General features: G+C 59.0%; 13 protein-coding genes and 1 rRNA gene. All 14 read right to left on the bottom strand.

Annotated features, from left to right (window positions below):
* Window positions 1–252, bottom strand: a 16S ribosomal RNA gene (locus tag FTE24_RS01835); the annotation flags it as partial.
* Window positions 253–822: 570 nt separating this feature from the next.
* On the bottom strand, window positions 823–1,692 hold the full coding sequence (locus FTE24_RS01830) for a nucleotidyltransferase-like protein (protein ID WP_150235458.1): 870 nt from the start codon (window positions 1,690–1,692) through the stop codon (window positions 823–825).
* 192 nt (window positions 1,693–1,884) lie between these two features.
* Window positions 1,885–3,456, bottom strand: coding sequence for a glycosyl hydrolase family 18 protein (locus tag FTE24_RS01825; RefSeq protein ID WP_337190001.1), 1,572 nt, complete (start codon window positions 3,454–3,456; stop codon window positions 1,885–1,887).
* Between the two features lie 241 nt (window positions 3,457–3,697).
* Window positions 3,698–4,123, bottom strand: coding sequence for a Fur family transcriptional regulator (locus FTE24_RS01820; protein ID WP_141447169.1), 426 nt, complete (start codon window positions 4,121–4,123; stop codon window positions 3,698–3,700).
* 97 nt (window positions 4,124–4,220) lie between these two features.
* On the bottom strand, window positions 4,221–5,483 hold the full coding sequence (locus FTE24_RS01815; RefSeq protein ID WP_150235455.1) for a DUF4097 family beta strand repeat-containing protein: 1,263 nt from the start codon (window positions 5,481–5,483) through the stop codon (window positions 4,221–4,223).
* Window positions 5,480–6,103 (bottom strand): hypothetical protein, encoded by a 624-nt coding sequence (locus FTE24_RS01810; RefSeq protein ID WP_202111716.1) that lies wholly within the window; start codon window positions 6,101–6,103, stop codon window positions 5,480–5,482. Before FTE24_RS01810 ends, FTE24_RS01815 begins: the two co-directional genes overlap by 4 nt.
* Before the next feature lie 28 nt (window positions 6,104–6,131).
* Window positions 6,132–6,845, bottom strand: a complete 714-nt coding sequence (locus FTE24_RS01805) for an MgtC/SapB family protein (protein ID WP_150235454.1) — start codon at window positions 6,843–6,845, stop codon at window positions 6,132–6,134.
* 37 nt (window positions 6,846–6,882) lie between these two features.
* On the bottom strand, window positions 6,883–7,368 hold the full coding sequence (locus FTE24_RS01800; RefSeq protein ID WP_150235453.1) for a GNAT family N-acetyltransferase: 486 nt from the start codon (window positions 7,366–7,368) through the stop codon (window positions 6,883–6,885).
* Window positions 7,369–7,508: 140 nt separating this feature from the next.
* Window positions 7,509–8,945 (bottom strand): Asp-tRNA(Asn)/Glu-tRNA(Gln) amidotransferase subunit GatB, encoded by a 1,437-nt coding sequence (gene gatB, locus FTE24_RS01795; protein ID WP_150235452.1) that lies wholly within the window; start codon window positions 8,943–8,945, stop codon window positions 7,509–7,511.
* Window positions 8,946–8,976: 31 nt separating this feature from the next.
* Window positions 8,977–10,434, bottom strand: a complete 1,458-nt coding sequence (gene gatA, locus FTE24_RS01790) for an Asp-tRNA(Asn)/Glu-tRNA(Gln) amidotransferase subunit GatA (protein ID WP_150235451.1) — start codon at window positions 10,432–10,434, stop codon at window positions 8,977–8,979.
* A gap of 45 nt (window positions 10,435–10,479) precedes the next feature.
* On the bottom strand, window positions 10,480–10,767 hold the full coding sequence (gene gatC, locus FTE24_RS01785) for an Asp-tRNA(Asn)/Glu-tRNA(Gln) amidotransferase subunit GatC (protein WP_141447175.1): 288 nt from the start codon (window positions 10,765–10,767) through the stop codon (window positions 10,480–10,482).
* A gap of 187 nt (window positions 10,768–10,954) precedes the next feature.
* A complete protein-coding gene (locus FTE24_RS01780; protein WP_150235450.1) occupies window positions 10,955–11,344 on the bottom strand; it encodes an ATPase in 390 nt (129 codons plus the stop codon).
* 220 nt (window positions 11,345–11,564) lie between these two features.
* On the bottom strand, window positions 11,565–11,819 hold the full coding sequence (locus tag FTE24_RS01775; RefSeq protein WP_150235449.1) for a hypothetical protein: 255 nt from the start codon (window positions 11,817–11,819) through the stop codon (window positions 11,565–11,567).
* 275 nt (window positions 11,820–12,094) lie between these two features.
* Window positions 12,095–12,727 carry an MBL fold metallo-hydrolase gene (locus FTE24_RS01770; RefSeq protein WP_141447178.1) on the bottom strand — a complete coding sequence of 211 codons (633 nt, stop codon included), beginning with the start codon at window positions 12,725–12,727 and terminating at the stop codon, window positions 12,095–12,097.
* Between the last annotated feature and the right edge of the window lies 1 nt (window position 12,728).

The following is a 12,728-nucleotide window of genomic DNA, read 5'->3' as shown; positions in this document are numbered from 1 at the left end:
ACCCCACCAACTAGCTAATGCGCCGCAGGCCCATCTCTCAGTGACAGCTTGCGCCGTCTTTCCTCATCTCTCCATGCGGAGAAACGATGTATCCGGTATTAGCATCCGTTTCCGGAAGTTATCCCAGGCTGAAAGGCAGGTTGCCTACGTGTTACTCACCCGTCCGCCGCTAACTGNTCCAATCCGCTCGACTTGCATGTATTAGGCATGCCGCCAGCGTTCGTCCTGAGCCAGGATCAAACTCTCCATTAAGTTGCGAACACTTTCGCAACCGCGACTTCAAAGCCGGAACCGGCTTGTGATTACTTAAATGGCATGCCATTTAAGTAATCACAATGTNCGGTCACTTGATCTTCGCTTTTTAAAGAAAGCACCATGTGCTCGTTAAAACGTGGCGGGAATTTGCATTCCCTATATTCACTCTAAACCGTCTTGTGCTCCAAGATTCAGATCCGAAGATCAAAACCCTTCGCTAAGCGCGGTTCCTCGAATCACTTGGCCCGGCTGGGTTCCGTGATTCTCGTTACTCACTGTTCAGTTTTCAAAGAACAAACTCGTTTATTTGCTTGTCTTGCTTGTTTCTTTCGTTCACCACCGCATCTCAGCGGCGACTTTTATATCCTATCACAGTGGCAAGCAGTTCGTCAAGCACTTTTTTCAAAGCATTTTTTAAACTTCACTGTGAGGCGTTTGGCGCTCAGCGACTTAGCGCTCAGCGGCTTCAAAGGCCGAGATTTAATTTATCACGTAGCGGCTATTCCAGTCAACCCTTTTTTGAAAATTTGCTGTCTTGCTGTCTGGTTGCTGTGAAGAATCAAGGCTTCAATCCGCGCTGTACCTAATTTCTTCGCTTTGCGCACCGTGTTTGCCGTCGCGCGGCCACTGTGTAATAAGCGAGCGGTAGACCAATTTGCGCACGACCATCGGCAGTTCGTTTTTGACATATTGCAGATCCGGGTGCCGGCTCAACTCTCCGATCGTCCACGGCATCCTGCGGCTGCGCAGCACGTGAATAAGCAGTTCGGAGCACACGGCCATTTTCGACATGACGGAAAATTCGCACGCCAGCAGCACAAGCTCTACTCTCTCTCTCAGCGTTTCCTGACTGAAAGCAAGCTGCTCGTACAATTTATACACCTGGGTCCCGTGCGCGCGTACCTGGTTCCAGATCGTCTTCTCGGGATAGACGGCTTTTTGCACCAATTCGATACAGGCCCAATGGTGCAGCGCTTTGAGCGTGCTGTAGTAGGCATCCATCTCGTGGCCTTCGTTGATATGGCGCTTGGCTTCCACATAATTGCGGACCAGGCGGGAAAATTCGAAAAACAGGCGTTGTTCCCGAAGAGGCTGTTCAAAATGCTCGACCTGCTGCTTCAAATGAAAAATTTGGCCGTTCAAGTCATTCACCACTTCCCCCTGTAAAAAATAATGAACCAGCGAACGGTTTTCCCCGGTCACGATCCAGCGCTTCAATTCTTTGGCCTGCAGGCCGATCAGCTGATAATGCAGCCCGTTCTCCACGCGATGATGAATTTGTAGTTGTTCGTCCAGATCTTCGAAGATCAGAAAAATCAATCCGTCAAAGTCCTGAAGCAGCGCACCGTGAAAAGTTCCGCCGGGACGGTAGCAGGCAACGGCGCCCAATGGAACAGGTTCGGTTTTCATCCAATCTCCAAATGTAAAAGGGCTCATTCTCGTCTCCTCCTCCGCATGTCCGCCCGGCCGTTCGGCTTTGCCGCGAATGAACCGCATCCGCTTTTGGGCCGTTAATGGTTATTCTACGCTGGGCCCTCTATTCCTTCTTCAAATTCGTTCGATTATGAAAGGAAGTGTTCATAGACAAAAGAAAATCGGAGTATGGGCCCATACTCCGATTAAGCGACTTTATTTTTCGTTGACGGTTTGCAAAATTCCCCACGCCTGCGCCGAAGCGAAGCTTCGCGTCCAGCTGGCTACGCCGGCCAGTTCGTGCTTCCGGGCCAATTCGATCCGGCGCTTCAGCGACTCCCCGTCTTCCAGCCAGATGCGCTTGAGCGCTCCGTCTTCTTTGTACTCGGCATAGTTTTGCCCGACGTCTGCGAGCAGTTCGCGTTTGGCGCCGTTCTCGTCGACCAGCTTCTGGGACGTCTCCATGCCTACGGCGGAAGAAGACACTTTGACTTCTCCGTTCTCCTCGGTCTCCGTCCATACGCGCGTATAGAGCGGAATGCCCAGCACAAGCTTGGAAGCGGGCACTTCGTCTTCTTCCAGAATGCGGCTCACGGATTGTTCCACCCAGGGCAGGGAGGCGACGGAACCGGCTTTGGGACTGCTGGCCCAATGCTCGTCGTACGCCATCAGCATCATGAAGTCGACGGTCTCGCCGAGCGCGCGCCGATCGAGGAACGCGGACCACATCTCGGAATTGGATTTGGGCGTGACGTCGACGGAGACGGTCAGTCCCGCTTGACGCGCCCGCACCGTAAATTCGCGCACGAATGTGACGAACGGCGCTTTGTCTTCGGTATAGACGTTCTCGAAGTCCAGATTGATCCCGTCCAACTTGTATTCGGCCGCTTCGTCCAGCACCTGGCGGATCGCGTTGGCCCGGGTCTCGTAGTCACCCAGCATTTCCCGCGTCCAATCGGCTTCGAAACTGTTGCTGAACAAGCCCCACACCTGCTTCCCTCTGTTATGGGCGCGTCCGACGTAGGCCGAATCGGCTTTGCTGCGAATATTGCCTGCTCCGTCCTTCAGCTCGAACCAGGTAGGGCTCACGACGTTGACTCCCTGCATCTCTTCGATCACTTCCGGGTCGGGCCGGCGCTCGTATACGGCTTCCCAGGCCAGATTGACCTTCTGGTCCGCCCATTCCCTGGAAGCGGCCGTCGGAGCGGTCTCGGGCACGGGAATCTGTTCTTCCTGCCCGAGCTGCACTTCGCTCTCGCGAATGTAGCCGGAGCTGCCGTCGGCCGTCTGCGCATACAACCAGCCGTCCCGCTCGCTCCAGACGCGCAGCTTCGTTCCCGCTTCGAGTTCGGACGCGATCGGCGCCTTCAACGTCGCGTCGCCGCGAAGCTTGGGCGAGCCGAACAATCCGCCGTCGACGGCGGAAGCGCTGCGGAACCGGTCGCCGGCTTTGAGCACGATCACGCTGCCTGCGGCGCTCTGCTCCTCGATCCGGATGCCGTACAGCCGTTCAAGCGGCTCTACAGGCACGTACAACGAGCCTTCCTCTTCCTGCAGAGGCGAAGCCAGTGCATACGCTTTGCCGTTGGATTCGGCCGTTTTGCCGTCTTTGGCCATGACCAGCAGTTCGTTCGCGGTAGTCAGGATCGCCGTCTCGCCGTCGGGATCTTCGTAGGCGTACGCATGAATACTCTCCCGGATCAGCGACAGCGGGAGCTTGAGCGACTCGCCCGAGCCCACGGCATGGTACCCGCTCCATTTTCCTTCTATAAAAATCGGCTTCTCCACGGTTCTCCATTCCGGCTGCTCCCGGTCGAAGTTCGGCAGGAAGCTCCATACCGCCCAGCCCGCGCCCGCAATGACCGCGCCCAGGAGAAGAACCCGGCCAGGCCGCCTCTTTTTCCGGATACGTCCTTGTCTGTTCCTCTTCAAATCGCAACAGCTGCCCTTCTGCATGTCTGCCAGGTTACGCCACAAAAAAAAGCGCGGGAGCCCGAACCGGCTCCACACGCCTTATTGTAAGCAAACGTCATTGTTCGCTGCAACCCTCGCATACTCCGTACACTTCCAAACGATGCCCTTTGACCGTAAAGCCCGTCGACTTCGCCGCGGCACGTTCGACTTCGCCCAGATACGGATGATGGAAGTCTTCGATCTTGCCGCATGTCTCGCAGATAATATGATAATGCTCGCTGACGTTCGCATCGAACCGGCTGGAGTTGTCTCCGTAAGTCAGTTCGTGAATCATCCCGGCTTCGATCAGCATCTTGAGATTGTTGTATACGGTCGCTACGCTCATGCTCGGAAACTGCGGACACAGCGCGCGATAAATCTCGTCCGCGGTCGGATGACCCATGTTCTCCATGAGGTAAGTCAGAATGGCATGTCTCTGGGGAGTGATGCGCACACCGTTGATTTTCAACTGTTCCAAAGCATGTTGTACGCGTGTCGTCATCCCGTTCTCCTCCTTGCCGTTATTCCTTGATTACTCTCCATTGTAAGGTTTGTGAATATTTTTTGTCAACGTGCGAAAACGCCCCCGGTGTCCGCGTTCATTCGGAACGGTAAATGTTGAGGTCTCCGTTGCCGTCCGCGCGAACGGTAAATTCGCCTTCGCCGTACGTGCCGGTCAGCGTCCGATCCTTGATCGCGAACGGCAGCTCGCTGCGAATATCGCCGTATCCGTTCGAGCCGTCCATCCGGTAGCTGCCGAAAGCCGGCAGCGTCAGATCGATCCGGCCGACGGCGCTGTAGACCGACCAGTCGCCGCGGACGAACCGGGAGCGGACAGCGATGTTGCCGTTCAGCGTCTGCGCGGATAGGCCGAAATTGACGCCGCCTACGTCGATGCTTCCGTTGCGCGTATCGACGGCGATATCGCCGATCGTGCCGTTGGCGGTAATATTGCCTAGAATCGTCGTGAGTTTGAGCGAGCCGGCGACGTTCGAACTCTCGATATCGCCCTGCTGCGTCTCGGCCTGTACGCTGCCGGCGACCGTATCGATACGGACCGCCCCTCTTGAGGTGGACGCGACGACATTGCCGCCGAGGTTGGCGAAATCGAGATTGCCGCCGCCCGTCTGCACGGAGATCGAGCGGATCGCCTGCACGCCGTTGAGCGTCACGGAGCCGCCGTTCGTGCGGATATCGATATCGAAGCTGCGCTGCGACGGCAGCAGAATCTCCAGGTCGACGCGCGGCTGGCGCCGGCCGAGCGAGCCGTACGGCTGCGATTCGGTCGTCACGGACAATGTCTTGCCTTCATCGACGCGGATACCCGTTTTCTCGGCGATCTTCTTGGCTTCTTCGGGTTCGGCCTGATCGACCCAGACGCTGGTGCGAATGCGGATCCGGTCGGCGAAGCCGCGGCGGACCGTAATGTCCCCGTTGATGCCTTCGACAGACAGACCGGTCATCTCCAGCGCCGCCGGCACGTCGATGGACGGCTTGGCGAACTTGTTGCCTTCCGCTTCGCTGAATTCGATCGCGGAACTGGTCAGATCGAGGCTGACCCGGTTCCACAAATGCAAATAATGATTTTGCTGGGTGACGATAAAGACGGACGCGCTGAGCACGGAAGCGATCAGCACGCCGGCAAAATCGACACGGAAGCGCCGGCCGCTGCCGCGTTTTCCGCGAAACAGCAGCAGCATGACGATATACTCAACGCCCCACAGGACGAATACGGCCGGCCACCAGCGCACGAGCAGCAGCATGTCCTCGCGCCCCAGCAGCTCGTCGCTCAGCAGCAGCAGCCCGGAGGCGACGAGCACAAGCGACGCCGTCCAGCGCCCGATCCGAATCTTGGGATTCATGGCGTTCCCTCCTTTTGGCCGGCCGCTTCCGTCGGAACGTCCGCTTCTTGCGGAACTTCTGCTTCAACGTCCGGTTCAACGCCCGGCGGCGCGGCGGGAACGGCCGCGCGCGAGTGTCTGGCGGCCCGGCGCACGCCGGCGGCCTGCACGGCGGCGAAGATCACGCCAAGCGCCACCAGGGCGACGGCGGCCGTCTCCCGGCCGTACTGCTCGATCAGCTGCCGGAACCAGATCGGCCTGCCGTGCAGCACGAGCAGCAGCGCGCCTTCGCCGAGCAGCAGCAGACCGAACGTCATACTTTTGCGCCAGTTGTACATATCCCTCTCCGCGGCGCGGCGCCGTTCGTTGACCCGGTCGGTCGCCTGCAGCACGTCGTACACGCTGTAGAAGTAGATGACCGGGATCGTCAGGCCGAGCAAAATGAGCAGCGGAACGTTTATTTGGATGCCCGTCGACGAAAAATAGAGCAGCGCTTCGATGACGAGCAGAATCGTCAGCATGAAAGAAATGCCTTTTTGAATCAATCCCAGGTACAGATGCCCCGTTCCGGGAACGAGCGCGGACAGCAAGCAGGCGATCAAGGTCCGCTTTTGCCGCCGGGTCTTGCGTTTCTTGGCCATGTTCCGGATCTCCTCTCTCCTGCCGGGCCTACTCGATCGCGACGGAATAGACGCCTTCCATTCGCAGCAGCTGGTGGGTCATTTCCGCCGGGTCCATCCGCTTCTCCGAAGTCAGATGCATCGTGATCTCGGCCGCGGAAGACGTCTGGCCCGGCACGGACGGCGTCCCTTCATCCTTCACGTGAACTTCCATTTTGCGAATGCGCACTTCGCGCTCTTTCATGAAATCGGACACTTTCTCCAACAATCCGCTGCCTGTCCTGCCCCTTACGGTGACGACGTGCGTGTGATGACCGCGAATATAACGCTGCTCGACGATGTTAAGCAGAAGCAGCGTCAGGAAGACGAACAGCGTCGTGAGGATGGCGGCAAAATAAAACCCGGCTCCGACAGCCAGTCCGATCGCCGCGACGACCCACAGCGAGGCGGCCGTCGTCAGGCCGGTAATCGACTTGCCGGTGAACAGGATCGTACCGGCTCCGAGAAAGCCGATACCGGAAATGACGGCGGTCGCCAGGCGCGCCGGATCGACCCGGACGCTCGGTTCTTTGACGAAAGCGACGAAGCCGTACATCGACAGCAGCATGATCAGCGCGGAACCGACCGAGACGAGAATATGCGTGCGCAGGCCGGCCGCATGGCTCGAACGTTCGCGTTCCCAGCCGATCAGTCCGCCGAGCAGCACGGCGCATACGAGGCGCAGCAAGATATGGGTATTGTCGATCATCCAGGGGTTGGTCATGGGCTTCCTGCTCCTTTTTGTGCCGAAAAAATAACGGTCAGTAGGTAGGTCGGGCCGCGTTGCGCAGCCTCATGGTGCTCAATTCGACGCCGGGAGCGATCGATTCGCGCCGAAAAGGGACGAAGCCGAAACGTCGGTACAATCGCATGGCGGGTTCGTTGCTTGAGCCGGTCGAGACGATATAAGCCGAATAATCCGGGTACAGGGCGAAGACATGCTCGATCAGCCGGGTCGCGATGCCGCGGCGGAAAAAGTCCGGATGCACCATCATCCGGGTCAGCGTCAGCTCGTCCGGCCGTTCTTCCTCGACGGCGACCGCTCCGGCCAACAGCCCGGAGTCGGTCAGATAGCCGTAGAACGTATCGCTGCTCTGCTTGAGCGTCTCCAGCGTATCGGCAAGCGGCGGGATCTCGTCGAAGCCGATCAGCTTCGCTTCGAGGCGATACGCCGTCGTCTGCAGACTCAGCAGCTCTTCGACTCTTCGTTCGTCGCGCATATCGATCTTTTGAATGGGGTCGGCCATCGCGTCATTCCTCCTCGCTTCTCTCTATCCTTTAACCGAATTTTCGTCGTTCGGTTACGTTCTTCGGCGTCTGCCGCATAAGGAAAGGCGCGTTCGCGAGGCGAACGCGCCTTCTATAGAGCCTGTACGCCGCGCCGGGATCAGCTTTTCAGCAGTTCCATAAGCAGCTTGTTGACGAGGCCCGGATTGGCTTTGCCTTTGCTCTGCTTCATGACCTGGCCGACCAGGAAGCCGATCGCTTTGTCTTTGCCGGCCCGGTAATCTTCAACCGACTGCGGGTTGGCGGCGACCACTTCCGTGACGATCGCCTGGATCGCGCCTTCGTCGCTGATCTGGACGAGGCCCTGTTCTTCGACGATCTGCTGCGGACGCTTGCCGCTTTGCAGCATTTCCTTGAACACGGTCTTGGCGATCTTGCTGCTGACCGTGCCTTTCTCGATCAGGCCGACCAGTTCGCCGAGGCCTTGTCCGGTCAGCGGAACGGCGTTCAGTTCCAGCCCGCTCGTATTGAGGTGGCCGAGCAGTTCGCCCATGATCCAGTTGGAGACGGATTTGGCATCCTGCGTATGCTCCAGACTCTGTTCGAACAGGTCCGCGAGCGGCTTCGAAGCCGTAATAACCTGGGCATCGTACGCCGGCAGGCCGTAATCGGCGCTGTAACGGGCACGGCGCGCGTCCGGCAGTTCCGGAATACTGGCGCGGATCTGCTCTTTCCAGTCGGCGCCGATCTCGACGGACACGAGGTCCGGGTCCGGGAAGTAGCGGTAATCGTGCGCTTCTTCCTTGCCGCGCATGGAAAGCGTCAGCCCTTTGGCTTCGTCCCAGCGGCGGGTCTCCTGCACGACGGCGCCGCCTTCGTCCAGAATGCCGGCCTGGCGAATCTCTTCGTATTCCAGACCGCGCTGCACGCCGCGGAACGAGTTCATGTTCTTCAATTCGGCACGCGTGCCGAGCTGCTGCTGGCCCTGCGGCCGAATGCTGATGTTGGCGTCGCAGCGCAGCGAGCCTTCTTCCATCTTCACGTCCGACACTTCGCAGTACTGCATGATGGCGCGCATCTTCTCCAGATAAGCGCGGGCTTCTTCCGGCGAAGAAATCTCCGGCTCGGAGACGATCTCGACGAGCGGCGTGCCGACGCGGTTGAAATCGACCAGCGAGCCGAAAGCGCCCGTATGCGTCAGCTTGCCGGCATCTTCTTCCAGATGCAGCCGGGTAATGCCGATCCGCTTCGTCTTGCCGCCGACTTCGATATCGATCCAGCCATGCTCGCCGATCGGGCGGGCCGCCTGCGAGATCTGGTACGCTTTGGGCGAATCGGGATAAAAATAGTTTTTGCGGTCGAAATGGCTGACGTCGGCGATCCGGCAGTTCAAAGCCGTAGCCGCCTTGACGGCGTACTCGACCGCCTGGCGGTTCAGGACCGGCAGGACGCCGGGATGCCCGAGGCAGACCGGGCAGGTATGGGTATTGGGCGGCGCGCCGAACTCGGTCGAGCAGCCGCAGAAGATTTTGGTCTTCGTGTGCAGTTCGACGTGCACTTCGAGTCCGATGACCGTTTCGTATTGTACGGTGGACATGTCAGGCAGTTCCTCCTCTTACGCGCGCGGATTAAATCTGCGGGCGGCGTTTGTGATGATCGGTATGCTGCTCGAACGCATGCGAGACGCGCAGCACGGTCTGTTCGTCGAACGGCTTGCCGATGATCTGCAGGCCGACCGGCAGGTCGTCTTCGAATCCGCACGGAATGCTGATTGCCGGCACGCCCGCAAGGCTGACGGGAATCGTCAGAATATCGTTCAGGTACATCGTCAGCGGATCGTCCGTCTGCGAGCCGATCGCGAACGCCGTCGTCGGCGCCGTCGGCCCCACGATGACGTCGAACTTCTCGAACACCCGGTCGAAGTCCTGCTTGATCAGCGTGCGGACTTTTTGCGCCTTCAAATAGTACGCGTCGTAATAGCCGGAGCTGAGCGCGTAAGTGCCGAGCATGATGCGCCGCTTCACTTCGTCGCCGAAGCCTTCGCTTCTCGATTTCAGATAGAGATCGAGCAAATTGTCCGGATTTTCGGCGCGCACGCCGTAACGTACGCCGTCGAAGCGCGCCAGGTTGGACGAAGCTTCGGAAGACGACAGCAGGTAATAAGCGGCCAGCGCATATTCCGTATGCGGCAGCGACACTTCTTCCCAGGTCGCGCCGAGCGATTCCAGCTTGCGGATCGCCGCCATGACCGATTCTTTGACTTTCGGATCGACGCCTTCGCCCATGTACTCCGTAGGCACGGCGATGCGCAGTCCCTTGACGTCGCCCGTCAAAGCGGACACGTAGTCCGGCACTTCGACGTTCGCCGAAGTCGAATCGCGGTCGTCGTGACCGGCGATCGCCTGCAGCACGTAGGCGGAGTCTTCCACGGTCCGGGTGACCGGGCCGATCTGGTCAAGCGAAGACGCAAACGCCACGAGGCCGAAGCGCGAGACGAGGCCGTACGTCGGCTTCAGCCCGACCACGCCGCAGTACGAAGCCGGCTGCCGGATCGAACCGCCGGTATCGGAACCGAGCGAGAAATACACTTCGCCGGCCGCAACCGCGGCGGCCGAGCCCCCGCTCGAACCGCCGGGAACGCGATCGAGGTTCCACGGGTTGCGTACCGGGGCGAAGCTCGAATTCTCGTTCGAGCCGCCCATCGCGAACTCGTCCATGTTGAGTTTGCCGATCGTGACGCTGTCCGCCGCGCGCAGCTTCCGCACGACGGTCGCATCGTAGACCGGATCGAAATTGCGCAGGAACTGGCTCGCGCATGTCGTGCGCAGCCCTTCCGTCACGATGTTGTCCTTGATGCCCGCAGGCAGGCCGAACAGCAGGCCGCGTGCTTCGCCCGCCGCCTTTTTCTCGTCGAGCTTGGCCGCCGAAGCCAGCGCGCCTTCTTCGTCCACTGTCAAAAATGCTTTTACCTGCCCGTCGCGCTCCCCGACTTTTTGCAGGGAATCCTTGACCAGTTCGGTCACGGACAGTTCACCGGCATGCAGCCGGTTCTGAATCTCCCGAAGTCCCAAATCGAACAATGTCACTATCGCACCTCCGCGTTGATCGTTAACTAATCGCTTTCTGCCGCCTCAGTCCAGTACCGCCGGTACGAGGAACTGGCCGTCTTCGTCTTCGGGCGCATTGCGCAGCACCTGCTCGATCGGCAGGCTCTCGCGGACCTCGTCGCTGCGCATCACGCTGTGCAGCGGCAGCACGTGGGTCGTCGGCTCCACGCCTTCCGTATCCAGTTCGTCCAACTTCTCCGCATACTGCAAAATGGCGCTGAGCTGCTCCGCGAACTTTTCTTTTTCAGCGTCGCTTACGTTCAGCCGGGCCAGCTTGGCTACGTGCTCGACCTGTTCCACCGTAATTTTCATCGTATGTTCTCCTGTCGTTTAAAGGGTTAAAGTGCCGAAACTCCCCAACGTCCCCCATTATAGGGGAGCAACCCGCAAAAATCCAGAGGATCGCGCAGGTTGCGCGCTCGCCGAACAGGGGTCGCAAGCGGCGCGCCGTCTTCCCCGCAGCGCCCGTATAAAGAAAAAAAACCGGCAGCCGCCGGCTTTAGATCCATGCCCGTAAATTGATGCGTTTGATAAATTCTGCTTCGGACATCGGCTCGGCCGATGCTTCGACGTCGGATTCGCGCATGTCTTCTTCCTGGCCGCCGTTCATGACCTGATAGAACAGTTTCTCGTTGTGGGTCGCCAGCGCGTAATCGATCAGCGCGGCGCGTTCGACTTGTTCGGCTTCGAAGCGCATGACGTTTTCTTCCGGCTCGATATCCTTTTCGGTTACGAAAAAGTTGCGGTTGGCCTGCGGAATCCGCACGATGTAATCGAAAGCGTTATCCGGATTACGGTCGTAGGCAATCAAATAGCCGTGTTCCCCCATAGGAAGGTTCTGCTCAAACACATCCGCGACGATCACGATTTTTTCTCCCAGATGAAGCATGGTTTGTCCCCCTCGGTCGTCATGTACAAAGCCCGGTTGATCCGGGCGTTATCCTCTGTATGGTCCGCTTCTTATGAAAATGAATGTAATTGCAAATGCTTAGCTTATATCGTACTAAAAAAAAGTTTTGCTGTCCACGCCGCGAACTCGTTAAATCTCGGTTTTATGCGAAATTGTCGCTTTAATGTTCAAGCAGGCGCCGCTCGGGCTCCAAAAACGGCTAGAGACGCGGGTCTTGGCCGCCGCGAAGCCGAACCAATCGGTCGTGCCAGGGCTGTGCGACCCGGCCGCTCCGCCATTTGGCCGATTCCCATGTTCGCACGCACACTTCGGCGCGGTCGGGCCCGTATTCCGCCTGCGTTTCCCGAATTTCCGGCCGCTCCGGCCGCTCCTTCGGCAGGAGCGATTCGGCGGCGGGCGGTCCCTCTGCCGACTTCTCGCCTGTATGCGGATTACCGCGGTTTGCTTCATCCATGATTTTCACGCCTTTCCCGATTTATCGCCTTGCGGCTATTGGATTGCCTGTACAAACGCGGCTTGGCCCGATACGCAAAAAAGCACGCAAACCGAGAATGAATTCTCGGCTTGCGTGCTTCGCAGGCATGGGACGTACGGCAGAGGCGGGCGGCTTCGATCACGCTGCCGCCCTGCAGGCGCCGTTCCGTATCAGGTTCCGACGACTTTTCGATAGCTGTATCTTACTATCGGCCTTCTGCCTTGTCCAGCTTTTTCCACGGCGCGTACCTACGCTTACAAAGCGGGCACGAACGGGTTGTTGATCTTCTCGTGGCCGATTTTGGTCCGCGGGCCGTGACCCGGATAGACGACCGTCTCGTCCGGCAGCTTGTACAGCTTCAACCGGATCGAGTCTTCGAGGTCCCGCTGGCGGCCGCCGTACAGATCGGTGCGGCCGACGCCTTCGCGGAACAGCACGTCGCCGGCGAACAAATCTTTGCCGCACAGGAAGCTTACGCTGCCCGGCGAATGCCCCGGCGTATGCAGCACTTTGAAGTCATGGCCGATCAGGTTCAGCGTCTGGCCCTGGGCCAGTGCGAACTCGGCCGGCTCGGTCACGACCGGACCGCCCAGTTCCGACCACATGGCGGAACCGTTATGCTTGGCATCGGTCAGCCAGTCGGCTTCGAGGTCGTGCAGATAGACCGGGCAGCCTTTGGCCCGGCGCAGTTCTTCGACCCCGCCGATATGGTCGAAATGCGCATGCGTCAGCAGAATCGCTTCGACGTGCAGATGTTCGACCCGGCGCATCAGCGCGGCGGGATTCATGCCGGGATCGATCACGACCGCTTTGAGATCGTCTTCGCCCCTCAGCAGATAGGCATTGGTCTGGAGCGGCCCGAGATTGAACGTTTCGACTCGCAGCATG

Origin of the sequence: Saccharibacillus sp. WB 17, from assembly GCF_008634075.2 — a bacterium.
Classification (GTDB): Bacteria; Bacillota; Bacilli; order Paenibacillales; family Paenibacillaceae; genus Saccharibacillus; species Saccharibacillus brassicae.
Note: the sequence above shows the minus strand (reverse complement) of the source record. Positions and strands in the feature narration are given on the sequence as shown.